The sequence below is a fragment of the Gordonia sp. SGD-V-85 genome, assembly GCF_001456905.1.
Taxonomy (GTDB): domain Bacteria; phylum Actinomycetota; class Actinomycetes; order Mycobacteriales; family Mycobacteriaceae; genus Gordonia; species Gordonia hongkongensis.
In genome coordinates, this window is the sequence record NZ_LNQO01000001.1 from 22,100 (window position 1) to 45,192 (window position 23,093).

The following is a 23,093-nucleotide window of genomic DNA, read 5'->3' on the forward strand; positions in this document are numbered from 1 at the left end:
TCAGTCCCGGTAGTACGGCTGGGGAGCGCCGTACCCACTGTCGAGGATGGACAGCCACCGGTCCCGGATCTCCTGCCAGCGGCCGGTCACCCGGATGCGCTCGAGCACGCCGTTGACGAACCGGATCATGTCGTCCTGGCCCTTGGGAATCCCGACGCCGTAGAACTCCTCGCCGAGGCTGGGGCCGACGACCCGCAACCACGGATCCTGCGCGGCGAGACCGGCGAGGATCGCGTCGTCGGTGGTCGCCGCGTCGATCTGACCCTGCTGCATCAGTACCAGACAATCGGCCCAGGTCGTCGTGCTGACGATCTTGGCTCGGGGCTGGATGGCCTGGATACGACCGATCGAGGTGGTCCCGCGCGCGGCGCAGACCCGCTTGTCGGCGAGCTGCGCCGGACCGGTCACGTTCGAGTTCCGGAACGACAGGATGCGCTGGGACGCGACGTAATAAGGAGCCGAGAAACTGATGTCGCGCAACCGGTCGCAGGTGATGCTCATCGTCTTGATCACCAGATCGACCGTCATGTCCCGCAGGGCGTCGATCCGCTGCGCCGAGCTCAGCACCTGGAACTCGACGCGGCGGTCGTCGCCGAAGATGGCGCCGGCGATCTCGTGCGCGATGTCGACGTCGAAGCCCTGGATGTCGCCGGTGATCGGATCGCGGAAGCTGAACAGGTTGGACCCGATGTCGAGCCCGACGATGAGCCGGCCCCGCTCGAGGATGCCGGCCATCGTCGAATTGATCGGCATCTGAGCAGGCGGCGGCATCTGGGCGGGCGGCCGCAGGGTCAGGGTCGCGTTGCAGGCCTCGGAACTCGGCGGCGGTTCGACGGGCACGTCGAACTGGACGCCGGGCAGCATCGGTTGCCCGGCGGTCGCCGTCGGTGGGGGTGAGTCGGGTGCGGGGAAACGCACGCAGCCGGTGGCGACGAGGCCGGTGAGCGCGAGCAGGACCACGACGGTCAGCAGGCGGCGAGGCGAGGGGACGGTCGTCATCGGTACTCCCGGATGCGCGGGATGAGACCGCCCACGACCGCGACGCCGGCGAAGACGGTGAGCAGCAGGATGCCGGTGCCGGTGAACCCGAGGACCCGTTGCGCGGTGTTGATGTCGTCCCGGAAGGAGTTCCGGGCAGTCGTGATCGCATCGACCAGCGCGGTGTCCACCGCGGTGTAGGCGCGGGCCGAACTGTCCGGTCCGTCGCCGACGGTGTGCAGGCGCGCGAGACCGAAGTTGCCGGTCTGGATGTAGCGGCGGACCGCGGCGTCGGTGCGGCGCCACTCGGTCAGCGCCGCCGTGACCGTGTCCAGTTGTTCGCCGGTGACCGCGCTGTCGCCGTCTTCGGTGCCCTCGCGGACGTCGTCGACGATGTTGCCGATCTCGCTGGTCGCCGCGGAGAAGCTGCGCTCGAGACCGCCCTGATCACCGCGGCGGATGAGCGAGAGCGTCTCGGCCGACCGCGCCTGCTGGGTGAGGATCCGGGCGGCGGTCAGGTCGCGGAGCGGGTCGGCGCCCTCGGTGCGGGCATCGCTGGTGGCGGCCACCGACATCAGACCGGAGGCGAGCAACCACAGGGTCCCGACGCTGAGGGCGAAGATGGCCGCCACGATGCCGATGTTGAACCGCCGCCGGGTCCGCCGCGCCAGGTAGCGCGACGTCAGGACAAGCGCGGCGAGCAGGAACAGGAGCGGCGCATACACGGTCCAGGGTGGACGGGTGAGCGTCTGCTGGGGGTCGGCGATGGCCATCGATCGCCGTTCGTAGAGGCGCTGGGCGGCCGGGAGGATCTGGTCCTGCATCATCGACGACGCCTGGCCGAGATACGCCGATCCCACCGGGTTGCCGAGCCGGTTGTTCGTCCGCGCCGTCTCGATGAGTCCGCTGTAGACCGGGATCGAGGTGGACAGGGTCTCGAGATCGGCGCTGACCGCCTGCTCGGCCCGGTCCGACACCATGCCGGAACCGGGTTCGCTGGAGGTACCGGTGGCCAGGATCAGCGACGACGACGCCGTCGCCAGCGCGTCGGAGTAGCGCTGCCGCAGATCGGGGGTCTCCAGTCCGCCGGAGATGAAGGCCGCGTTCGCCGACGCATCGGCGATCGACAGCGAGCTGTAGAGAACCTGCGCGGCCTCGGCGAGCGGTTCGGTCCGATCGATGAGGCGCTGCAGGGTCTGGGTGCGATCCTCCAGGACCGTCGATGCGTACAGGCCGGTGCTCAGACAGCCGAGCGCCAGGATTCCGCAGATGATGATCAGCTTGCCCGGGGTCGTGACCGCGAAGTGGCGCAGGGTCTGGAACGGGGACTGGGCGCGTTCCCGGGCGGTGGCGACGAGTTCGCGTCGGTCGGCCAGCACCTGTCGGATCGGGGGTGAGGCCTGCGCCGGACGGATCGTGCGACCGCCACGCGTCAGCGCCGTCCGCACGGAGGACGCGTCGCCGGTCACCTACCTGATCCCTTCTCAAACGCTGGATCGTCTCCGGTGCGGTCCTACGGTCACCGGTTCCCCGTTCCGGATTCGCGTGACCGGGCGATCAACGTCAGGGGTTGTGTCATCTGGGTCATCGTTCACCGGGTCGTGCGTGTTTCACCCTATGTCATCGTGCCGGGTTCCTCCCGAGTCGACCAGCGCCGCGCCGCCGACCTCGGCGGTTCGCGCGTGCCAGGTGCTCGTCGATGGCACCTCGTGGTTCCGAGCCGCGATGAGAGGGCTTCGGAGTCTCCCTGGCAGGTGTTGCGCATCTCACTTACGGTGGAGGCACCCGGTCGGGGCGACCGGGTTGCGAGGAGGCGTGGTGCGCGGCGACGGCGACGGCTGGGTGATCGATCCCGACGGTTCTCGATACTGGGGTATCCACGGCGCGGCAGGTCTGCTGCTGCGGGCGCCGCTGCCGGACGGATCGACCGGGGTGCTCCTCCAACACCGCGCCGCGTGGTCGCACCAGGGCGGCACGTGGGCGCTACCCGGCGGGGCCCGCGACTCGCATGAGGGTGCCATCGACACCGCGATCCGCGAGGCCGAGGAAGAAGCCGGGATCACCGCCGACGACCTGCGCGTCGTCGCCGCGGTCGTCACCCTCGAGGCGCCCGGCGGATGGACCTACACGACGGTCATCGCCGAGACGGACTCGCCGGTCCGCACGGTCGCCAACTTCGAATCCACGGAACTGCGATGGGTCGACGAGAAGCGCGTCGATCAACTCCCGCTGCACCCCGCGTTCGGACTTGCGTGGCCCGTCCTCCGCGAGCGGATCGCGATGTTGGATCCCCAGAGCTGAGCCCTCACACCCCGGCGCGGTCGGACTCGAGCAGTCGGTTCGCCCCGGCGACCAGCGCGTGGACGTTCGCCTCGTCGCTGCTCGCGCCCTCACCGACGGCCCAGGCCTGCCGGCCGTCGTGCTCGCAGAGCAGGAACGTCGTGACCAGGCCGTCGACGACCCGCTGGTGCAGCCGGACGATCTGAACCGGGGCGCCGACGTCGTAGAGGATCGAGGTCATTGCCCCGACGGGGCCGGCGGCGACGGCGCTGCGGGACATGATGCGGTCGGCGATCGCGAGCGTCGCGCGGCACTCGACCAGGTCGCCCGAGCACGGGACGGCGGAGAATGAGCCCAGCCGGATCGTGCCGCCACGGGAGTACTCGTCGGTGAATTCCTGCCAGGTCATCCCGGCGGCCTCCTCGTGCATCCCGGGGGGAAGCGGGCGGCCGAAACGTGCGGCGAAGTGGTCGCCGCCGTGCCGGTCGTCGCGCTCGGTCCACGAACAGGATCGACGAGGTAGATGAAGAGGGTGCATCTCGAAAACCGATTTCGGTCGAAGAACGGATGACCGACTGGAGAGCGCAACCGACCCGCAGCGGGGGGTCGGTCAGATTCAGACCCCGCTGCGGCGGGTTACGAGAACGCTCGTGATGCACAACATGATCGGTCCACCATAGACCCGCGACACCGACCGGGCAAACGTGTTTCCGCCAGGGAACCGCTAGAGCATCGCGGCGAGGTCGCCGGCTGCGGCGGCCGGGTCGTCGGCCGCGGTGATGGCCCGTACGACGACGATGCGCCGCGCCCCGAGCGCGGTGACCTCCCCGACGCGGCCGGCGTCGACCCCGCCGATGGCGAACCACGGCTTGGCTGATTGTGTTGCGGCCGTTGAGGACACGAGGTCGAGGCCGGCGGCGGCGCGGCCCGGTTTGGTGGGGGTGGTCCAGCACGGACCGACGCAGAAGTAGTCGACGTCGTCGTCGGCGATCGCGGCGGCGGCCTGCGCGGGGTCGTGGGTCGAGGCGCCGATGACGACGTCCGGTCCGACGATCCGGCGGGCCGCCGACGGCGACAGGTCGCCCTGTCCGACGTGCAGGACATCGGCCCCGGAGAGCGCCGCGATGTCGGCGCGGTCGTTGACCGCCAGCAGGGCACCGTGCGCGTCGGCGACCGTCCGCATGCCCGCGAGGATCTCGAGTTCCTCGCCCGCCTCCAGGGTCCCGAATTCGCGCTCGCCCGGCGAGTTCTTGTCGCGCAGCTGCACGATGTCGACGCCGCCCGCGAGCGCTGCGTCGACGAAGTCGAGCAGGTCACCGCGTTCGCGCCGGGCGTCGGTGCACAGGTACAGGCGGGCCGTGGAGAGCCGCCGGCGACGGTCCGTCGCGGAGCCGGGGTCCGTCGACGCGGAGCTGGTGCGGTTCGGGGTCGTCACGCCGACCAGGCTAACCGGACCCCCGACGCCCCGGCGTAGGGTGGATCGCACGAACACACGGGAGTCCGGATCGGCCGGGCTGAGAGTGCGGACAGATTCCGCTGACCGTCGAACCTGATCCGGGTCATTCCGGCGAAGGAAGGTGATTCCCAGCGTGGATTCCCCACCGCAGCGCCCTGCCCACCGCGCCCTGACGGTCGTCGGGGGCGGTGTCATCGGGCTGACCTGTGCGCTCACCGCGGCCGACGCCGGATGGCGGGTTCGCGTCCTCGACGCCGGCACCGACGAGCGCGCGTCCTGGGTCGCCGGCGGCATGCTCGGTTCACTCGGCGAGGGTCATCCCGGCGAGGACGCGTCCCTGGCCCTCTCGGTCGAATCGGTCCGGCTGTGGCCGGCGCTCGTGAAGCGGCTCGACGACCCGGGTGTCGTCACCGCCACCGACTCGCTGTTCGTCGCGGCCTCGGCCACCGACATCGAATACCTGCGGCATCTCGCCGATTTCGTCTGGGCCGGGCAGCCCGCCACCGATGCCGCGCTGCAGCCGGTGACCGGCCGCGACATCCGGACCCTGGAACCGTCGCTGAGCTCTCGACTGGTCGGTGGCTACCGCGCGATCGGCGAGTGGTCCGTCGACAACCGGCGGCTGCTCGAGGCGTTGCGCGCCGCCACGACGTCGGCGGGTGCCGAGTTGGTCTCCGCGCGTGTCGAATCCCTGGCCGATCTCAACGAGCTCGGTTCCGACACCCAGATCCTGCTCGCCGCCGGACTCGGCACCGCGGCCCTCTGGCCGGACGTGGACCTGCATGCGGCGAAGGGGGAGATCCTCCGTCTGCGCCGCACGCGCTGGTCGGTGCCGCCGCCCGGTCACGTCGTCCGGGCACGCCTCCACGGGCGGGCCGTGTACCTGGTGCCGCGCGAGGACGGAGTCGTCGTCGGCGCCACCCAGTACGAGGCCGAGGGGACGGCCGACCGCGCGCCGCAGGCCGGCGGGGTCGCGGATCTGCTCGCCGACGCGATCGAGGTCTTCCCCGGGCTGCGGACCTACGAACTGACCGAAGCAGGGGCGGGTCTGCGGCCGTGCACCGCGGACGGATTGCCGATCGTCACCCGTGTGGACACACGAACGGTCGTGGCGACCGGGCACGGGCGCAACGGGATCGTCCTCGCCCCGGGCACCGCCGCCCGCGTGCTGTCGATTCTGGAAGGAGCAGAGGAATGAGTATCACCGCCAGCATCACCGTCAACGGCAAGAGCGTCGACGTCGGCGCCGACACGTCGGTGCGCGACGTCGTCACCGGGCTGGGGTTGCCGGACCGGGGGATAGCGGTCGCGGTGGACGGCGCGGTCGTCCCGCGCGGCCGCTGGGACCGGCACACCATGACCGACGGTGCCGTCGTCGAGATCGTCACGGCGGTGCAGGGTGGCTGAGCTCGCCGATCTGAAGCCCGACGCCTCGCGGACCGAGCAGAAGTCCGGCGACGAGACGATCCCGGATGCGGACCATCTGCGCATCGCCGGTCGCGACTTCTCGTCGCGACTCATCACCGGCACCGGCGGCGCGTCGAATCTCGCGACCCTGGAACGCGCGCTGGTCGCGTCGGGGACCGAGCTGACCACCGTCGCGGTTCGGCGCGTCGACGCGGCCTCGGGCACCGGGGTCTTCGATCTGCTGCGCCGGCTCGACATCGCCGTCCTGCCCAACACCGCGGGCTGTCACACCACCGCCGAGGCCGTCCTGACCGCCCAGCTGGCGCGCGAGGCGTTCGAGACCGACTGGGTGAAGCTCGAGGTGGTCGCGGACGAACGCACCCTGATGCCCGACGCCATCGAACTCGTCGACGCCGCGGCCGCACTGGTGGCCGATGGTTTCGTCGTGCTGGCCTACACCAACGACGATCCGGTCCTGGCCGCGCGCCTCGCCGATCTCGGGGTGGCGGCGGTGATGCCCCTCGGATCGCCCATCGGGACCGGACTCGGAATCCTCAACCCGCACAACATCGAGATGATCGTCGACGACTGCCGCACCCGCTTCGACGACCCGCTGCCGGTCATTCTCGACGCGGGCATCGGGACGGCGAGCGACGCGGCCCTGGCGATGGAACTCGGTTGCGACGGCGTGCTTCTGGCCACGGCGGTCACCCGGGCGGAGAACCCCGAACTGATGGCGACGGCGATGCGGCACGCGGTGGCCGGGGGCCGACTGGCCGCGCGCGCCGGCCGGATCCCCAAGCGCTTCTGGGCGCACGCGTCCTCGCCCGGGCGCGACCGGGACTGACGCGCGATCCCGCGACCGGCCATCCGAACGACGGACCGGGCCGCTCCGGGTTCGGCGGCTATGGTCGAGGCGTGTTGCAGGTAGCGAATCTGACGAAGGACTTCGGCGGTCAACGCGCGGTCGACGACCTCACCTTCGAGGTGGGGCCGGGACGGGTCACCGGTTTCCTGGGGCCCAACGGTGCGGGTAAGTCGACGACCATGCGGATGATGCTCGGACTCGACCGCCCGACGTCGGGCACGGCGACGATCAACGGGCAGCGCTACCGGGACCTCGAGCATCCGCTGCGGCAGGTCGGTGCGCTGCTCGACGCCCGGTGGGTGCACCCCAATCGCAGTGCGCGGTCACACCTGCGGTGGCTCGCGGCGAGCAACCGGATCCCGGCCGCCCGCGTCGACGAGGTGCTCGAGACGGTCGGGCTCACCTCGGTGGCCAAGAAGCGCGCCGGCGGCTTCTCGCTCGGTATGTCGCAGCGGCTCGGGCTGGCGGGTGCCCTGATCGGCGACCCGCACACACTGCTGTTCGACGAGCCGGTCAACGGCCTCGACCCGGAGGGCATCGTGTGGATCCGCGGGTTCATGCGCAAGCTCGCCGCGGAGGGGCGAACGGTACTCGTGTCGAGCCATCTGCTCACCGAGATGTCGCTCACCGCAGACCATCTCGTCGTCATCGGGCGGGGCCGGCTGATCGCCGACTGTTCGGTGGCGGAGTTCACCGGGCGGGCCCGGCAGTCGGTGCGGGTGCGCGGCCCGCGGCTCGAACAGTTGCACGCCGCGCTCGCGTCGGCGGGGCTGAATCCCGCGCCGGGTGACCCGGATGCCCACGGGCGCCCGGTGATGCGCGTGCCGGACACCACGACCGATCGGGTCGGCGACCTCGCCGCCGCCGCGGGCATCACCCTGCACGAACTCGCCGCCGAGTCGGCGTCACTGGAAGAGGTCTTCATGTCGATGACGGCGCACGCCGTCGACTACACCGCCGTCGACAACCGCGCCGTCCACGACCCCGACGCCCACAACCGGGCCGTCGGGAACCACGGGGGAGTGAACCGGTGATCGCCGCGATCAACGCCGAACGGATCAAACTCGCCAGCACCCGGTCGCCGTACTGGTGCCTCGGCGTCGTCGTGGTGCTGGGCCTGGGCTTCGCGGTGCTGCTCGGCGCCATCGCCGGCGGTTCCTACGGCAGTCCCGGCGAGACCGACACCCTGACCGACGACTTCCTGCTCGGCGTCAACCAGTTCGGGGTCGCGGTGCTCGCGATCATGGCGATCCTGGGCGTCACCACCGAATATCGCTTCGGCACGATCCGACCGACGTTCGCGGCGATCCCGCGTCGGCCACAGGTCCTCCTCGCGAAAGCGGTCGTGTTCGGCGGACTCTCGTTCGCGGTGGTGGCCATCGTGTCCGTCGTCGCGGTCGTGGCGGCGCAGGTGCTCGCCGGCGTCGGAGTCTCGCTGACCGGACCCGAGACCGTCCGGCATCTCTGGGGGACGCCGGTTTTCGCGATGCTGTGCGCGCTGATCGGCCTCGCGGTGGGCGCGCTGGTGCGGCATTCGGCGGGTGCGGTGGCGATCGTGCTCGTCTGGATGCTGGCCCTCGAGCGCATCGTGTCGGTGCTGCCGCGCGTGGGTGAGCACATCGTGTCGGTCCTGCCGTTCCTGAACGGGTGGAACTTCCTCGCCGGCGGGAGCGACACCTTCCACTGGAACGCCTACGGTTCGTTGGCCTACTTCGCGGGCTTCACGATCGTGTTGCTGGCGGCGGCAGTGGCCGTGACCAATGCCCGGGATGCGTAGTTCGCGGATTTTCTTCCGCCGATGTCAAATCCGGGATTAGCCGTGTGTCGACAGGGCCATCCGGTCGGACCACATTGGTGCTTCCGGGCGGCCCATTGTAGGGCCCAGCAGACTAAAATTCGCGGTTATGTCCACGAATTGGCCGCTCGTCGAGCGCGATCGGGAGTTCCGCACGATCCAGGCGGCTCTCAGGGGTGAGACGACCGGCTGTGGGGTGGTCCTGACCGGTGACTCCGGCGTGGGCAAGACGACCCTCGCCCGGCACGTCACCGCCGAGTTGCCGACCGGGGTGCGCTGGGTGGCGGGCACCGAGTCCGCGCGCTCCATCCCGCTCGGTGTGTTCGCGCATCTCGTCGGTCCGGCGACGTCGAGCGATCCGGTCACCTACCTTGCGGCGGCCCGTGAATCGCTCCTCGCCGACGGCGATGTCGTGATCGGGGTCGACGACGCCCACCTGCTCGATGAACTGTCGGCGACGCTGCTGCATCAGCTCGCGATCGACCGTGCGGTGCACATCGTCGCGACGGTCCGCAGCGGCGAGACCGTCCCGGATGCGGTGACCTCGCTGTGGAAGGACAATCACCTCACGCGGATCACGTTGTCGCCGTTCACCAAAGAGCAGAGCGTCGACCTCATCGAGTCGGTGCTCGGCGGGCAGCTCGAGGAGCATTCGGCCGATCTCATGTGGGAGGCCTCCGGTGGGAACGCCCTGTTCCTACGGCATCTCGTCGACGGTGCGCGGCAGGCCGACACGCTGCGGCAGGTCAACGGCGTGTGGCAGCTACGCGGACGCGCCGCCATCACCTCGGAGCTCGCATCGCTGCTCGAGGGGCGGATCGAGCAACTCGACGCGCCGGTCCTCGGGGCCCTCAAATACCTCAGTCTGTGCGAACCCCTCGACATCGACGTCCTCGCCGAGCTCGCCGGCGAAGAAGCCGTCGAAGAGGCGGAGATCGCCGGGCTGGTGCGCATCACCCGCGACGGGCGGCGTCTCGACGTCGCCTTCCACCATCCGCTGTTCGGTGAGGTGATCCGGCGCCGCCTGGGTCTCGTGTCGTCGCGGCGGCTGCGTGGCCGGCTCGTCGAGGCGTTGCAGTCACGGCCCACGAACACGCCGGCCGAGCGGATTCGGCTCGCCGATCTCGCGATCGAGAGCGACGTGGAGATCGACCTCGCGCTGGTACGGACCGCCGCACGCGATGCCCTGAACCTCGCGCAGACGCCGCTCGGCGAGCGATTCGCGCGGGCGGCGCTCGACGAGGGCGGTGGACTCGAGGAGGCCGAGCTGCTCGCGCGGGCGGTCATGTGGCAGGGGCATCCGGACGAGGCGCGGGACATCCTGTCCCGCTTCTCGCCCGACGATCTCGACGAGGGTCGACTCGTGCTGTGGGGCAATTCGATCATCGGCAACACGTTCTGGGCTCTGGGCGACGCTGATCGGGCCGACGAGATCCTGCGGTTGCTGACCGAGCGGGTCACCCACCCGGCACTCGCGCCGATCGTCACCGGAATCGCCTCGGCGTGCGCCCTCTTCGAGAACCGGATCGACGAGGCGATCACGCTGTCCGACACCGTCCTCGCCGAATCCAGGGCGCTGCCGTGGGCGGTGGAGTGGGCGGTCTTCGGTGGCAGCCTCGCCCGTGCGGTCGCCGGTCGGGGAGCGGAGGTCGGGGCGCTGGCCGAACACTCGCGCGAGGTCGAGGTGGACGGATTGCTCCGGTTCCCCACCGGTTTCGGCGAGACCCTCGCGCTGACCCTCACCGGCCGACTCGACGACGCGGACGGCGCCGCGGGGCGTTTCGTGTCCGCCGCGCAGACCGCGCAGTACCTGGGCTGGGCGATGTCCGGAATACTCGTCGCCGCAGTCGAACTCGCCCGCGGATCGTGCGCCTCGGTGACCCGGCGGATGGAGCAGACCCTCGCCATCCTCGACAGCGGCCGGTTCTCCGAGTCGTGGAACTTCCCGGCCCACATCTTCCTGGTGCAGGCCCTGAGTGCGCTGGGACAGGCCGACCGTGCCGCGGCCGCGCTGGCCAAGGCGCGAAAGCGGTCCGGCAAGCATGTGGCCGTCTTCGGGCCCATGCTCGCCATCGCGGCGGCCTGGCAGTCGGCGGCCGCCGGAACCGTCACGCCCGCCGTCGAACTCGCGCACTCCGCGGCCGCATCCGCCCGTGCCGCCGGTCAGTTCGCGGTGGAGGCCGAGGCCCTGCACACCGCCGCCCGGTTCGGGGACGGCGGCGTCGCCGACCGGCTCACCGAACTGGCCGAGCGCGTCGACGGTCCGCTCTCGGATCTGTACGCGCGCCACGCCGCGGCCCTCCGCGACGGTGATGCGGTCGAACTCGATCTGTGCTCGACGGCGTTCGAGGACTCCGGGGTGTGTCTGTCCGCCGCGGACGCGGCCGCGCAGGCCAGTGTCCTGCACGACGCGGCGGGCAGACGGTCCGCGACCGTGGCGTCGGCCGCGGTGGCGAACCGACTGGCGTCGCAGTGCGGTGGCCTGCGGACTCCGGCGCTGATCTCGGCCGCGCAACCGTTGCCGTTGACGTCGCGCGAGCGGGAGATCGCCAACCTCGCTGCGGCGGGCCTGTCCAACAAGGACATCGCGCAGCGACTCACCGTCTCGGTCCGCACCGTCGAAGGTCATCTGTTCCGCGCCTACACCAAGCTGGATGTGGGTGACCGTGCCGAGCTTGCTGAGCTACTCCTCAAAGACCAGCGAAAGCCCGGCTGAAAACCACCCGTAGAAAAGGACAGTCGACGACAGCTCGCCGGTGCCGCTCGGACGGGTGGTTTTCAGTGGGGTCTTCGACGGCTCAGTCACCCGGCCGGTCGAGGGCCGCGATCACCTCGTCGTCGTCCACCTGGGTGAAGTCGTCGTAGGACAGGCCGACGGCCCGGAACGGCGTCGGCGTCACCAGGACGACGACCTCGTCGACGCCGCGATCCCGCAGTCGCTGAATCGAATCGGACGGTGCCGTGGGTACGGCCACCACCACGTGGGCGGCGCCGGCGGACCGGACGGAGTCGACCGCGACGGCCATGCTCGACCCGGTGGCGAGACCGTCGTCGACCAGGATGATCGTTCGGCCGGAGAGCTCGGCGCGCGGACGGCCACCGCGGTAACGTCGTTCGCGGTCGTCGAGGATGCGCCGCTGTCGATCGGCGGCCTCGTCGAACTCGCTGCGGGACACTTCGAGTCGACGCGGTATGTCGTCGTTGACCACCAGGTGGTGCGCGGTGAGCGCGCCCATGGCGAACTCCTCGTGGCCGGGCGCCCCGATCTTGCGCACCACCAGCACGTCCATCGCGCACCTGCCTGTCGACGCCGCGATGGCGTCGGCGACCTCGCGGGCGACCGGAACCCCGCCGCGCGCGAGTCCCAGGACAACAGGTTCTGTTGTACCGGCCTCCGGAATGCCGACGCCGTTCGACGACCCGCGCACCCAGCAACCGACCCGCCTCGCGGCGGTCGGCGAAGATGCGGGCGCGCATGGGCAGGCCTCAGACCTGGACTGCGGGACCGACCTTCAGTGCGAAGCTCGGCACGTCGGCGAGCCCGACGGTGGCCTCGTACGTGCGGTCATAACCGGTACTGCTGATCCGCCATCCGTCTGCGGTGCGGCGGTAGGTGTCGTCGTAGAACGCCGCCCCGATGAGCATGAAGGAGAACTCGGCGACGATGACCCGGTCGTGCAGGTACCAGCGTCCGCGTGCGGTGTCCCCGTCGATCTCGATCTCCGGGTGTGCGACACGATGTTCGGTGATGACTGCGGGACCGACGTTCTCGCGCATGTATCCGACCAGCTCGTTCCGATTCGAGAAGGCCAGACTCTCACCGTAGTTACCGGTGACGTCCTCGGTGAGCGTCGACTCGAACGCCGTCCAGTCCTTGGTGTCGAGAGATCGCAGGTAGCGATACTTGAGGCTCTCGATCGCCCGCAGGTCCTCGAAGCCGCCGGCGGGCGCGCTCACTTCGTCCTCGTTCCCGGCAGGATTCCGGCATCGATGACGGCTTTCACGACCGGTCTCGTCCGAGTGAGGAGGTCGTCGGTGCCGGCCCAGATGGCTTCTCCGACAGCATCGGTGGTGGCCTCGATGTCGTCGTAGGTCGCCGCGCCGGAAGCGGTGAGACGGTGCCCGTCCTCAACGCGCTCGGCCAGCCCGGCGTCGACCAGGCGATCGACGCTGTCCTGCCAGTCCTGTTCGGACCAGCCGCGGGTCATCAGCACGATGCGCTTGCCCAGGGTGCGACGACGAACCGTGGGGTCGGGAAGCTGCGACTCGTGGAAGACGGCCGCGTCGAAGCCGTTCAGACCGTTGAGGGCGAGAGCGGCGATGTGGTTGTCGCCGCGCCACTCTCGGAGAATCGCGATGGCGTGCCACAGACGTAGGCGCGCGGTGTCCGGTCGCGGGGCCGTCGACCACGCGGCAGCGAGCGGGCGTCCGCCGAGCGGGAGCCGGGCCGCCAGATCGTAATAGGCGGAGGCGAGTTCGTCGAGGAGGGAGTCGTCGATGGAGTCGCCCAGGATCTCTCGCAGCGAGTCGTCGAGCATCTGATTGCGTCGTTCGTGGACCCGGTCGAGCCCGGCGTCGACGGCGGCCGCCCAGCCCTTCGCGATGAGTTCGTGGTTGAAGTTGTAGAAGGCGGAGGCGACAACCGAGGCCGCGCACGGACCGAACGGCGCGCCCCGCGCACCGACGTAGAAGGCGTAGGGATCGAGCCCGGTGTCTGCCTGCGCGCCTTTCAGTCCCGGGTTGAAGTAGGCCAGGATGTGGAAGGGTTCGAGGGTTTCGTAGGCGAGCCGGGCAGCGGAGCCCGTGCTGGTCGATGTCATCAACCCACCCTCTCCATCCGCGGGGCGGGTGTCAACCACCTGCGACGACGAGAGCGGGAGCGTCAGGTGCGCCGGGAGTCCCGGGTGTCGAGGGCGGGGTCGTCGGTCGTCCACAGATCGGTATCCGCGAGGTCGGGATCGGCGTCTGCCGCGGGCGCTTCGTGCTCCTCGTCGGACGCGGGTTCCTCGCGGCCACGGCGCCACCCGCCCTTCATCGGCGGCGCCTCGCCGAGGTGATCCGGGTCGACCGAGCCGTACCAGGCGACCAGCACGGCACCGACGACCGCGCCGACGAAACCGAGGATGGCCAGCCAGCCGAGTCCGGGTTTGGCCGTGTCATCGAGGAAGACGACCCCGACCAGGCTCGGACCGGCCGTCTCGCCGACCACGAGCACCGCGGTCACCCCGTTCACCGCGCCGAGCTGCAGGGCGACGGTCTGGACGTAGAAGCCCACCGCACCCGCGGCGGCGATGGTCCAGGCGGCCGGATCGGTCAGCAGCGCCACGGGATCGAACGGCTGGATTCCGTCGAGGATGCGCACGGCGATGGCGATGATGCCGAACAGCAGACCCGCCGATGCGCCGCCGACGATGGCGCCCGCCGGACCGAGGTTGTAGACGCCCACCAGAGCAAGAGCGCAGAGGGCGAGCGTCGCGACGAACAGGCCCCAGTGGAATCCGACCTCTTCTCCGCCGCCGGTGTGATGGGACGACGCCACGCCGAGCAGGCAGAGCGACATCACGACCAGCCAGATGGCGACCCATTCTCGCGTGTGCAGGGCGATGTTGAGGATGATCGTGCCGAGCAGGGCGGTGATGACCAGGTTGGCCGACACGATGGTCTGCGAGAGGAACAGCGGTAGGAACCGAGCAGCCAGGGCGCCACCCGCGAAGCCGAGGACGACCAGCGTCGTGCCGAGGATGAAGGCCGGATCGACCAGTGTCGACATCGTCGACGAGAGGGTCGGTGCGCCGTTCTCGGTGGTGATGCCCTCACCCTCGTCGGCAGCGGCTTCGGCCACGCGGCGGGCGCCGAGCGCGCGCAGGACCGTGGACATCCCATAGGCGACTGCGGCGAGGCACGCGGCGATGACGCCGATGACGAACAGCTGCATGCCTCCTCCAACTCGGCCCGGATGAGCCTCGACAGGCTCGGACCGACGACCACCCCGACTGCGTACGCACGCGATCGGCTCGGGCCGCACCAGCGCTGCTCCGCAACTGCTGTTCCGCAACCGGAAGCGAAGCACACGGACCGGCCGATCGTGCAAAAAGCTAACAGCGTGAACCGACAGGACGGTACTGAATATTCCCGACCCGACCGGATTTTTTCGCAGGCCGTCCGGCTTCCGTGCTCAGGGCCCGTCGGCACTACACTCGCTCGGGTGAACAGCGCCGGACAAACCCATGTACTGATCACATTCGGCAGATCGTTCCTCACCCTGGAACTCGCGCGGCTCATGGCCGCGGCGGGTCACCGGGTGAGCATCGTCGACTCCATCCCGGTCGGGATCGGCCGATTCTCCAACGCGGTGAGCGACTTTCACCGCGTGCCCCCGCCGAAGTTCGAGCCGCTCGCATATTGCCTCGCCCTCGCCCGGATCGTGGCCGACAACGACGTCGACATGGTGATCCCGGTGCACGAGGAGACCGACATCATCGCGATGCTCGCCGAGGTGTTCCCGCCCGAATGTCGGCTGTTCCTCTCCGATTTCACCACCGAGAACCGCCTGCACAACAAGTACGACTTCCAGGAGCTGCTCGTCGAACTCGGAATCCCGACGCGCAAGTTCGCGCGGGTGTCCGGACCCGAGGACGTCGGATCGCTCGATTTCACCAAGCCGTTCGCGCTCAAACACTGCTATTCGCGGGGGTCGCAGAAGGTTCACAAGGTGGCTCCCGGCGATCCGCTCACCTGGCTCGAACACGATGAGCAGAACCCGTGGATCGCACAGGAGTGGGCCTCGGGGAACAACTTCTGCACGTATTCGGTCTGCCACGAGGGTCGCGTCTACGCCCACGCCACCTATCCGGTGGACTACGCCATCGACGGCAGTTCGTGCCTCAACTTCCGGTCCGTCGATCATCCGCGGATCGCCGGGTGGGTCAGCGATTTCGTTCGCCGGGTGAACTTCACCGGCCAGATCGGCTTCGACTTCATCGAGGACCGGAACGGTGGCGGCGACCTGTTCTGCATCGAGTGCAACCCGCGCGCCACGAGCGGGATCATGATGTTCACGCCCGAGGACGGCGTCGATCGCGCGTTCCTCGGGACCTGGGATCCCGACGACGGACCGATCACGCCCGGGTCGGGGGTGGACAAGATGATCGGGCTGGGCATGCTGCTCTACGGGTGGCGTCCGTCGTCGCGCAAGGACCGGACCCTGCGCGACTTCCGCGGCGCGTCCGATGTCGTCAGCAGTCCGGGCGACCAGAAGCCCGCGCTGATGCTCCCGTTCGCCTATGCCGGGATCCTGCGCAGCTGCCTCAAGTACCGGGTCGGGCTGGCGGAGGGTTTCATGCACGATCACGAGTGGGACGGCCTCCGCATCAGCCTGTGACACCAGTCGCGGATTCGGCCCTTAGGGATGGGGACGGCGCCGACGCCGAGGCGTAGAATCTCCAGTCACCATCACCTGCGTGTTGACCCCATCCGCAGGGTTGTCCGGGGGGACTCGAGCTCGAGGGGAGCTGCTCATGAACATGTCCGGGATCATGCGTCGTACGTCTGTCGGGGTGGCCGCTGTCGGTGCCGTCTGCGCGATCGGACTGGCCACCGCGCCGGCCGCCTCCGCAGCGCCGGCGCCGGTGCAGCCGGTGCAGGCCGTCGGTTCGGTGGCGATCTGCTTCGGCATCCCCATCGGGCCGGTGACCATCAGCGTCTGCCTCTGATCTGATTAAACGGGAGTCCGTGACCATTTCGTGCCGGAGCGTCCCGATCCCCGGCCCGATGGCGCTCGCGCACGTACGATTCCCCGATGACGTCGACAACGGCCGAGGTCGAGGCGGGGACGGCTCCCAAGCGGGCGAAGGCGATCCTGGTCGCGCTGATCCTGGTCGCCGGGGTGGCCAACATCAATCTCGCGGTGGCGAATGTCGCGCTACCCGACATCGGCAAGGCGCTCGACGCGAGCTCGACTCAGTTGAATCTGGTCGCGGTCGGTTACTCGCTGGGCCTGGCGGCGTCGGTGCTCTACTTCGGCGCGCTGGGAGATCGGCACGGGCGCAAGCGGATGCTGGTCATCGGCATGTGCCTGTCGATCCCGGCGTCGCTCGTCGCCGGTTTCGCGCCCAACGTCGAGGTCCTGTTCGGTGCTCGTCTGGTGGGCGGCATCGCCGCGGGCCTGGCCTTCCCGACCACCCTCGCGGTGATCACCGCACTGTGGTCGGGGCCGAAACGGGTCCGGGCGATCGCCGCGTGGTCGGCATTCGGCGGTGCGATCTCGGCGCTGGGACCGGTCCTGTCCGGGGCACTCCTCGAGATCCTGGCCTGGCACTCGGTGTTCCTGGTGACCCTGCCGCTCGCCGTCGTCGCGCTGATCGCGGCGTGGCGGCTGGTGCCCGACGACAACGGCGACCAGGCGGCGGTGGTCGACAACCTGGGCGGCGTCGTGTCCATCGTGATGGTGGGCTCGCTGGTGCTGGCGATCAACTTCGCCCCGAATTCCGATCAGCGACTGCAGGTCTACATCCTGGCCGCGATCGCGCTGCTGGCAGGGGCGGGTTTCGTCTGGCGGCAGCTTCGTGTGCGGGTGCCGCTCTTCGACCTGCGGATCGCGGCCCGACGCACCTTCTGGGTCGCGGCGGTCGGTGGGCTGATCGTGTTCGGCACGCTCATGGGCGCGATGTTCATCGGCCAGCAGTACATGCAGAACGTGCTCGGCTATTCGACGCTGGCGGCCGGCGCCACGATTCTCCCGGCGGCGGCCGCCATGATCATCGTGGCCCCGCGCTCGGCCAAACTCGTGCAGAGCATGGGGTCGCGGTTCACGTTGCTGTCCGGTTATGCCTTCATCGTCGTCGGCCTGGTGCTCGCGATGCTCACCTGGGATGAGGACGCCCACTTCTGGCATGTCGGCCTCGTCTACGTCCTCGTCGGGGTGGGAGTCGGTCTCGCCGGCACCCCGGCGTCGCAGTCGCTGACCGGTTCGGTGCCGGTGCAGCGCGCGGGCATGGCATCGAGCATGTCCGATCTGCAACGCGACCTCGGTGGCGCGATCCTGCAGTCCACCCTCGGCGCGATCCTCACCGCGGGTTACGCGAAGCAGTTGCAGAACACGATCTCCGGTTCGCCGCAGGCCGATCAGGTCACCGAACAGACCGAAGCCGCGCTGACGAAGTCGTTCTCGAGTGCCGAGGTCCTGGCCGAACGCTATCCGCAGTACGCCGATCAGATCATCGCCGCGGCCCGCGACGCCTTCGTACAGGGCGACAAGAACGCCTACGGCGCGGCGGCCGCCATCGTGGTGGTGGGTGCGGCGGTGGTGTTCTTCTTCTACCCCAAACACGAGGCGGAGCGAACGGCGATGGCGGAGTACGCGAAACAGCGCAGCCTCTGAGTCGCCGACTCAGCCAGCACTTATCCGACCAGCACTGGCCGACGGCGGTGAGTCGAATGCCGCCAACAACATTCGTGCCGCCATCGCGATGAGCGAGGTCCGGTCGGCGTCGCGGGGTCGTTGCAGGGCTATGCGCAGGCACAGACTCGCGGTCGCACCCATGGTGAGGAACACCAGTTCGTCGATCGCCTGATCGTCGAGGTCGGGCCTCATCCGCGACGGCAGGATCCGCGCCAGCGGGAGGAGCGGTCCCTCGACCTCGGCCCAGGCGTCGCCGAAGCCGTGTTCCCCGATCTCGAGCGAGGCGCGCAGGACCGGCGCATGTGACTCGAATGACGACACGAGGGTCTCGACCACCGTGACCATCGCGGTGTCCGGTTGCTGATCCATCGCCCGGCCGATCCCGCTCGCGAGGGTGGCGGTGATGTCGTGAACGGCGGCGAGGCGCAGTTCTTCGACGATCGCGTCCATGTCGGCGAAGTAGCGGTACACCGTCCCGATGCTGACGTGCGCGTGGTCGGCGAGTTCGGCGGTGGTGGGCCGTCGGCCGGGACGACGCTCCAGGAGTGTGAGCGCCGACGTGAGGAGGCGCTGCCTCATCTCACGACTGCGCTGCTGCTTGGGTGCCTTGCGTCGTTGCGATGCGGTGGTTTTGGGAGTTGTCGACGATGCCATCAAAAGTGAATCGTAAGTGAGGATTGCTCGTGTTCTCATGGATCCATGGAACGGAGCGCACCTGCCGACCTCGTGAACACCGACCTCGCCGTGCAGCGGTTCGGGACGGCCGGCCGTCACTGGCTCGATCAGATGTGGATCGCCGACCCGCTCGCCGACGCCGTGGCCGCCGACCGGCAACCCGGCGGCCCGACCACGACAGTGCTGCGGGCGGCGCTGAAGAACGGCATCGACTCGGTCGACGACGCGACCGACTCGTTGCGCGCGCTCTTCGAGTTCCTCGATGACGAGCCCGACTGGGTCGATCATGATCGGATGAATCGCGCGGCCGACGCGCTGGTCGTCAACACCGCACCGCTGGGCATCGTGCTCGGCGCGGCATCGCTGGTCCGCGGGGCGGGAAACACGATCGCGGGCAAGCCACTCGCGGTCACCGGGCGTTACGTGTCCCAGCCGGCGGTGCGATCGGTGGAGGTCGGTGAATGGCTGGGGCAGGTACTGACGCCCGGCGGGATGCGCCGTGGCGGTGACGGTTTCGCGTACACGGTGCGGGTCCGGATGATCCACGCACATGTCCGGTCCATGCTGCTCGCGCGCGGAGACTGGGACGAGACCGCGTGGGGCGTGCCGATCCCGCAGCCGTACATGGCGTTCACGATCGCCGAGTTCGGGCACATCGCGATCGACGCGATGCACAAGTTGGGGGTGCGGTTCACCGACCGCGAGCTCGACGACATCTATCACCTGTGGCGGTACGTGGGGCATGTGGTCGGGATGAGCCCCGAGCTCCCCGGTCTGCGAGGCCGACCACGTCCGGATCGAAGAGCTCTATCGGCTGACCTCGCCGGGGCCGGGTCCCGACGACCGGGATTTCGTGGTCGCGTTGACCGACGACTATCTGGTGCCCGAACTGGCCGCGGTGTTCCCGGGGCCGCAGGCCCTGCGACGCCGGCTGGCCACGAAGACCATGCACGGACTGCAGCGGGTATTCATCGGTGACGCCGACGCCGACGCGCTCGGCATCCCCGACGGCCGGTTCAAACATCTGCTGAGACGGGTCGGACCGGTTCTCGCGGTGGCGGATTCGGCGCAGCGGGTCGGCGGCGCCCGCCGGGCACGAGCACGCGTCGAGAAGTACTACCGCGCACGGGATGTCGCCATGGCGCGGATGCGGGAGGACTACCGCGTCACCCACGACCTCGTCGACGCGGCGCCCGGCCCGCAGGCCGCCGCTCAGCCGTCGAATCGGCTCGCGGCCGTGACGTCCTCGGTCAAGCAGTAACTGACCGACAGCGGCTGTGTGAAGGCCCATTTCGTCTCGTCCTCGGTGCAGGTGAGGGAGTCCGCACCGCGGCTGACGGTCTTGGCGAGGATGGTGCTCTCCGCGGGGGAGGCGTCGCACGCGACCTCGCGGTAGTCGGCGAGTTTGCCGCCGCCGATCGGGATCTGGTAGCAGGTGTCGACGGCGAAGTTGGGTGTGAGGCAGAGCTTCTGGTCGCCTTCGCCGAAGGTGAGCGCGGACGTGTTGGGGGTGCCGCACTCCGCCGACGTGCTGACCTTGTCGGCCGCGTAGAAGGTGAGCCCCTCGGTTCCCTCGCACTCGGCCTTGGTCGCCTCGACTTTGCCTTCGCCGGCTTCGGCACCGATCTGCAGGCACTCGCCCACGTCGATGTCGGAGGCCTCTTCGATCGACTGCGTGCCGACGCTGACGCTGCAGGCCGCGAGCGCGGAGAAGCCCACGCAGGCGGCGATGACCACCGCACGCCGGCCCAGCTGCCAGAGGGGCTTGTCCACGGACGGCACGTCGCCGCCGGACTCGGCAATCCGATCGTCGGAGGGGTGCGAATAGCTGGCGGTGCTGCGCGACATCGTGGTTCCTATCGTCTGGAGTGGGCGGGTGCCCGGTTTCGGCGGCTCATCGTGGTGTTCGGGTGATGAACGACAGGATGTCGCCGGGCGCTTGGTGCGAACTTGGGGTCGACTTGTCCGGCCCTTGAGAGGGCCGTCCAAGTCGGGAGCGTGTAGCGGCGGCGAGAGGAGAGCCGATGTCAGGTCCGTCCGGCGATGTCGTCCGCGTGGTGCTGCCGCATCAGTTGTTCGAGTCGCACCTCGACGCGGAGCCCGGCACCCGTTTCGTCCTCGTCGAACACGATCTGATGTTCCGGCAGTACCGGTTCCACGTGCAGAAACTCGTCCTGCACCGGGCGAGTATGCGCAGGTTCGCAGACCGGCTGCGGGACCGGGGTTTCGAGGTCGACGTGCTCGAGACCGACGCGGAGGAGTCCAGTCACGACCAGCTCGTGGAGTACCTGTCCCGCCGGGCCCCGGCGTCGGTTCACCTGTACGACGTCGTCGACGACTGGCTGACGGGCGACCTGCTGGCGGCCTTCCAGCACGCCGGGTGTCCACTCGCGGCCGACGACATCGCCGAGAGTCCGAACTTCCTCACCACCCGTTCGCAGATCCACGAGTTCTTCGCCGGCAAGCGACCGCGGATGCAGCAGTTCTACACCTGGCAGCGACGACGGCTCGGCATCCTCGTCGACGACGACGGCAAACCGGCGGGCGGTCGGTGGAGCTTCGACACCGAGAACCGTAAGAAACTGCCGAAGAACCGTGAGGTCCCGCAACCGACACCGCCGGCGCGACATACCGAGGTCGACGCCGCGATCGCCTGGGTGGCCGACGAGTTTCCCGACAACCCGGGCGACGCCGACGGTTTCGCCTGGCCCACCGCCCACGACGAGGCGCGGGCCATGCTCGAGCAGTTCCTGGCCGACCGGTTCGCGGAGTTCGGACCCTACGAGGATGCGATCAGCACCGAGCACCCGTTCGTCTTCCATTCGTTGCTGACGCCCGCACTCAACACCGGGCTCCTGAGCCCGCGAACGGTGCTGAGAAGGGCGCTGGAGGCCGGTGGACGTAACCGCGTCCCACTGGCCAGCGTCGAAGGGTTCGTGCGGCAGCTGATCGGCTGGCGGGAGTACATGCGGGCGTCGTACGAGACCCGCGGGCGTGTTCTCCGAAGCCGGAATCATCTGGGCCACGATCGCAAGCTGTCCGACGGGTGGTGGACCGCCGAGACCGGGCTCGAACCAGTCGATTTCGTCATCCGGCGGATTCTCGCCAACGGGTATGCCCACCACATCGAGAGACTGATGGTCCTGGGCAACGCGATGTGCCTGCTCCGCATCGACCCAGAGCAGATCTACGAGTGGTTCATGGAGATGTTCGTCGACGCGTACGACTGGGTGATGGTCCCCAACGTGTACGCGATGAGTCAGTTCGCGGCCGGTGAGGCGATCACCACCAAGCCCTACGTCTCGGGCAGCAACTATCTGAAGAAGATGTCGGACATACCGCCCGGCGACTGGACCGCCGACTGGGACGGGCTGTACTGGACGTTCGTTCGCGACCACCGGGACGTCTTCGAGGCCAATGCGCGGTCGAACTTCCTCGCCCGGGCCTACGACCGGTTGCCCGCGGCGACGAAGGCGGGCCACAGCCGGCGTGCCGGCCGCTGGCTGGGGTGACCGCCCCGGTCCTGAGCGCGCCCGTGTCGACCGCCGGTCACGGGTTCAGCGCCGCCCGAGCGATTCGTCGAGAGCGCGCAGCTGGTCCGCGCGGACGTCGCGGAGCACGGCGAGGGTCGCGGTGATCGCGAGGTCGCAGGCCTCGTCGACGCCGGCGCCGTCGACGATCAGCGCGCGGTGGGCGACGTCGAGGCTCATCCCCAGCAGGAGCGACGCGAGGGTGTCGGCACTGGCCGCGATCCGCGCGCCGCGTTCGGCGTAGTTCTGGCGTAGGCGTGCGGCGATACGGGGTTCGAGTGCGGCGTACAACCGGCGGTCACTGCCGCCCTCCCGGTGGCCGATGAGGACACGCAGACCTGCCGGGTGGCGTCGGGCGTAGTCGAACAGGGCCTGCACCGAGTAGCGGGCGCGGGCACCGTACGGCATGTCCTCACTCGCGTCGTACACCTCGAACATGAACGAGGTGAACGTGTCGAGCTCGCGGGTCATCACCCGGTTGACCAGCTCGTCGCGGGACCCGAAGTGTGCGTAGAGGGTGACCCGGGTGGTGCCGCCGCGTTCGGCGATGGCGGTCATCGTGGTGCGCTCGGCACCGACCTCGGCGATGACTGCGCATGCGGCGTCGAGCAACTCGTCGTCGGTGGGCCGGTTGCGCGTGTTGCGTGCCGCTCGTGCGACGCCGGCATCCGTCCGCCCCGGATCGTCTGCGTCCCCGATGGCCA

At 69.4% G+C, this 23,093-nt stretch carries 21 protein-coding genes, 2 pseudogenes and 1 riboswitch; of the genes and pseudogenes, 12 read left to right on the forward strand and 11 right to left on the reverse strand.

Annotation, left to right across the window (positions count from 1 at the left end; translation table 11 throughout):
• Positions 1 to 999: a glutamate ABC transporter substrate-binding protein gene (locus AS181_RS00085; RefSeq protein WP_058249605.1), complete on the reverse strand. Its 999-nt coding sequence runs from the start codon at positions 997 to 999 to the stop codon at positions 1 to 3.
• Positions 996 to 2,447, reverse strand: a complete 1,452-nt coding sequence (locus AS181_RS00090) for a hypothetical protein (RefSeq protein ID WP_058249606.1) — start codon at positions 2,445 to 2,447, stop codon at positions 996 to 998. The genes AS181_RS00085 and AS181_RS00090 overlap by 4 nt, the downstream gene beginning before the upstream one ends.
• Positions 2,448 to 2,796: 349 nt before the next feature.
• Here AS181_RS00090 and AS181_RS00095 point away from each other — a divergent pair, with 349 nt between their 5' ends.
• Entirely contained in the window at positions 2,797 to 3,279 is a 483-nt protein-coding gene (locus tag AS181_RS00095) for an NUDIX hydrolase (protein ID WP_058249916.1), read from the forward strand.
• Between the two features lie 4 nt (positions 3,280 to 3,283).
• Here AS181_RS00095 and AS181_RS00100 read toward each other — a convergent pair whose 3' ends face one another.
• Entirely contained in the window at positions 3,284 to 3,667 is a 384-nt protein-coding gene (locus tag AS181_RS00100; protein ID WP_058249917.1) for a hypothetical protein, read from the reverse strand.
• 315 nt (positions 3,668 to 3,982) lie between these two features.
• Complete coding sequence (thiE, locus tag AS181_RS00105; RefSeq protein ID WP_058249607.1) at positions 3,983 to 4,693, reverse strand: thiamine phosphate synthase; 711 nt, start codon at positions 4,691 to 4,693, stop codon at positions 3,983 to 3,985.
• A gap of 47 nt (positions 4,694 to 4,740) precedes the next feature.
• Positions 4,741 to 4,852: riboswitch (TPP riboswitch) on the forward strand.
• Between thiE and thiO the strand changes: the two genes are divergently transcribed.
• From thiO to AS181_RS00135, 6 genes are all read left to right on the forward strand, one after another.
• The gene (gene thiO, locus AS181_RS00110) at positions 4,848 to 5,912 is read left to right on the forward strand and encodes a glycine oxidase ThiO (protein WP_058249918.1); all 1,065 of its coding nucleotides are present in this window, start codon (positions 4,848 to 4,850) and stop codon (positions 5,910 to 5,912) included. Its footprint overlaps the riboswitch before it by 5 nt.
• A complete protein-coding gene (gene thiS / locus AS181_RS00115; RefSeq protein ID WP_058249608.1) occupies positions 5,909 to 6,121 on the forward strand; it encodes a sulfur carrier protein ThiS in 213 nt (70 codons plus the stop codon). The genes thiO and thiS overlap by 4 nt, the downstream gene beginning before the upstream one ends.
• A gap of 58 nt (positions 6,122 to 6,179) precedes the next feature.
• Positions 6,180 to 6,968 (forward strand): thiazole synthase, encoded by a 789-nt coding sequence (locus AS181_RS00120; protein ID WP_058249919.1) that lies wholly within the window; start codon positions 6,180 to 6,182, stop codon positions 6,966 to 6,968.
• Positions 6,969 to 7,039: 71 nt separating this feature from the next.
• Entirely contained in the window at positions 7,040 to 8,023 is a 984-nt protein-coding gene (locus tag AS181_RS00125) for an ABC transporter ATP-binding protein (RefSeq protein ID WP_058249609.1), read from the forward strand.
• Complete coding sequence (locus tag AS181_RS00130; protein WP_058249610.1) at positions 8,020 to 8,766, forward strand: ABC transporter permease; 747 nt, start codon at positions 8,020 to 8,022, stop codon at positions 8,764 to 8,766. Before AS181_RS00125 ends, AS181_RS00130 begins: the two co-directional genes overlap by 4 nt.
• Before the next feature lie 127 nt (positions 8,767 to 8,893).
• Entirely contained in the window at positions 8,894 to 11,500 is a 2,607-nt protein-coding gene (locus AS181_RS00135; RefSeq protein ID WP_139114171.1) for a LuxR C-terminal-related transcriptional regulator, read from the forward strand.
• An 82-nt stretch (positions 11,501 to 11,582) separates the two neighbouring features.
• Here the strand turns inward: AS181_RS00135 and AS181_RS00140 are convergent.
• The 4 genes and pseudogenes from AS181_RS00140 to AS181_RS00155 form a co-directional block, all read right to left on the reverse strand.
• A pseudogene (locus AS181_RS00140) lies at positions 11,583 to 12,261 on the reverse strand (phosphoribosyltransferase).
• Between the two features lie 9 nt (positions 12,262 to 12,270).
• The gene (locus tag AS181_RS00145) at positions 12,271 to 12,741 is read right to left on the reverse strand and encodes a nuclear transport factor 2 family protein (protein ID WP_058249611.1); all 471 of its coding nucleotides are present in this window, start codon (positions 12,739 to 12,741) and stop codon (positions 12,271 to 12,273) included.
• The gene (locus AS181_RS00150) at positions 12,738 to 13,604 is read right to left on the reverse strand and encodes an SCO6745 family protein (protein ID WP_058249921.1); all 867 of its coding nucleotides are present in this window, start codon (positions 13,602 to 13,604) and stop codon (positions 12,738 to 12,740) included. Before AS181_RS00150 ends, AS181_RS00145 begins: the two co-directional genes overlap by 4 nt.
• A gap of 62 nt (positions 13,605 to 13,666) precedes the next feature.
• Complete coding sequence (locus tag AS181_RS00155) at positions 13,667 to 14,719, reverse strand: hypothetical protein (RefSeq protein ID WP_082652824.1); 1,053 nt, start codon at positions 14,717 to 14,719, stop codon at positions 13,667 to 13,669.
• A gap of 270 nt (positions 14,720 to 14,989) precedes the next feature.
• Between AS181_RS00155 and AS181_RS00160 the strand changes: the two genes are divergently transcribed.
• From AS181_RS00160 to AS181_RS00170, 3 genes are all read left to right on the forward strand, one after another.
• Positions 14,990 to 16,165: a carboxylate--amine ligase gene (locus AS181_RS00160; protein WP_058249612.1), complete on the forward strand. Its 1,176-nt coding sequence runs from the start codon at positions 14,990 to 14,992 to the stop codon at positions 16,163 to 16,165.
• A gap of 136 nt (positions 16,166 to 16,301) precedes the next feature.
• Positions 16,302 to 16,496 (forward strand): hypothetical protein, encoded by a 195-nt coding sequence (locus AS181_RS00165; RefSeq protein ID WP_058249613.1) that lies wholly within the window; start codon positions 16,302 to 16,304, stop codon positions 16,494 to 16,496.
• An 86-nt stretch (positions 16,497 to 16,582) separates the two neighbouring features.
• Complete coding sequence (locus tag AS181_RS00170) at positions 16,583 to 18,163, forward strand: MFS transporter (RefSeq protein ID WP_058249614.1); 1,581 nt, start codon at positions 16,583 to 16,585, stop codon at positions 18,161 to 18,163.
• A 9-nt stretch (positions 18,164 to 18,172) separates the two neighbouring features.
• Here the strand turns inward: AS181_RS00170 and AS181_RS00175 are convergent, their stop codons facing one another.
• The gene (locus AS181_RS00175; protein WP_058249615.1) at positions 18,173 to 18,763 is read right to left on the reverse strand and encodes a TetR/AcrR family transcriptional regulator; all 591 of its coding nucleotides are present in this window, start codon (positions 18,761 to 18,763) and stop codon (positions 18,173 to 18,175) included.
• 120 nt (positions 18,764 to 18,883) lie between these two features.
• Between AS181_RS00175 and AS181_RS00180 the strand changes: the two are divergent.
• Positions 18,884 to 20,120 (forward strand): annotated as a pseudogene (locus tag AS181_RS00180) (oxygenase MpaB family protein).
• On the opposite strand, the gene AS181_RS00185 reads toward AS181_RS00180, so the two are convergent.
• Positions 20,072 to 20,707, reverse strand: a complete 636-nt coding sequence (locus AS181_RS00185; protein ID WP_058249616.1) for a hypothetical protein — start codon at positions 20,705 to 20,707, stop codon at positions 20,072 to 20,074. The pseudogene AS181_RS00180 and the gene AS181_RS00185 sit on opposite strands and share 49 nt — an antisense overlap.
• Positions 20,708 to 20,883: 176 nt before the next feature.
• On the opposite strand from AS181_RS00185, the gene AS181_RS00190 reads away from it, so the two are divergent.
• On the forward strand, positions 20,884 to 22,371 hold the full coding sequence (locus AS181_RS00190) for a cryptochrome/photolyase family protein (RefSeq protein WP_058249617.1): 1,488 nt from the start codon (positions 20,884 to 20,886) through the stop codon (positions 22,369 to 22,371).
• A 45-nt stretch (positions 22,372 to 22,416) separates the two neighbouring features.
• On the opposite strand, the gene AS181_RS00195 is transcribed toward AS181_RS00190, so the two are convergent.
• Positions 22,417 to 23,088, reverse strand: coding sequence for a TetR/AcrR family transcriptional regulator (locus AS181_RS00195; RefSeq protein ID WP_396275660.1), 672 nt, complete (start codon positions 23,086 to 23,088; stop codon positions 22,417 to 22,419).
• Positions 23,089 to 23,093 lie beyond the last annotated feature (5 nt).

Excerpts from the sequence above, each read along its gene's own strand:
- AS181_RS00185 (WP_058249616.1), bottom strand. The coding sequence starts at position 20,707 with ATGTCGCGCAGCACCGCCAGCTATTCGCACCCCTCCGACGATCGGATT.
- AS181_RS00135 (WP_139114171.1), top strand. The coding sequence starts at position 8,894 with ATGTCCACGAATTGGCCGCTCGTCGAGCGCGATCGGGAGTTCCGCACG.
- AS181_RS00085 (WP_058249605.1), bottom strand. The coding sequence starts at position 999 with ATGACGACCGTCCCCTCGCCTCGCCGCCTGCTGACCGTCGTGGTCCTG.
- thiS (WP_058249608.1), top strand. The coding sequence starts at position 5,909 with ATGAGTATCACCGCCAGCATCACCGTCAACGGCAAGAGCGTCGACGTC.
- AS181_RS00170 (WP_058249614.1), top strand. The coding sequence starts at position 16,583 with ATGACGTCGACAACGGCCGAGGTCGAGGCGGGGACGGCTCCCAAGCGG.
- AS181_RS00165 (WP_058249613.1), top strand. The coding sequence starts at position 16,302 with ATGAACATGTCCGGGATCATGCGTCGTACGTCTGTCGGGGTGGCCGCT.
- AS181_RS00100 (WP_058249917.1), bottom strand. The coding sequence starts at position 3,667 with ATGACCTGGCAGGAATTCACCGACGAGTACTCCCGTGGCGGCACGATC.
- AS181_RS00155 (WP_082652824.1), bottom strand. The coding sequence starts at position 14,719 with ATGCAGCTGTTCGTCATCGGCGTCATCGCCGCGTGCCTCGCCGCAGTC.
- AS181_RS00150 (WP_058249921.1), bottom strand. The coding sequence starts at position 13,604 with ATGACATCGACCAGCACGGGCTCCGCTGCCCGGCTCGCCTACGAAACC.
- AS181_RS00190 (WP_058249617.1), top strand. The coding sequence starts at position 20,884 with ATGTCAGGTCCGTCCGGCGATGTCGTCCGCGTGGTGCTGCCGCATCAG.
- AS181_RS00175 (WP_058249615.1), bottom strand. The coding sequence starts at position 18,763 with ATGAGGCAGCGCCTCCTCACGTCGGCGCTCACACTCCTGGAGCGTCGT.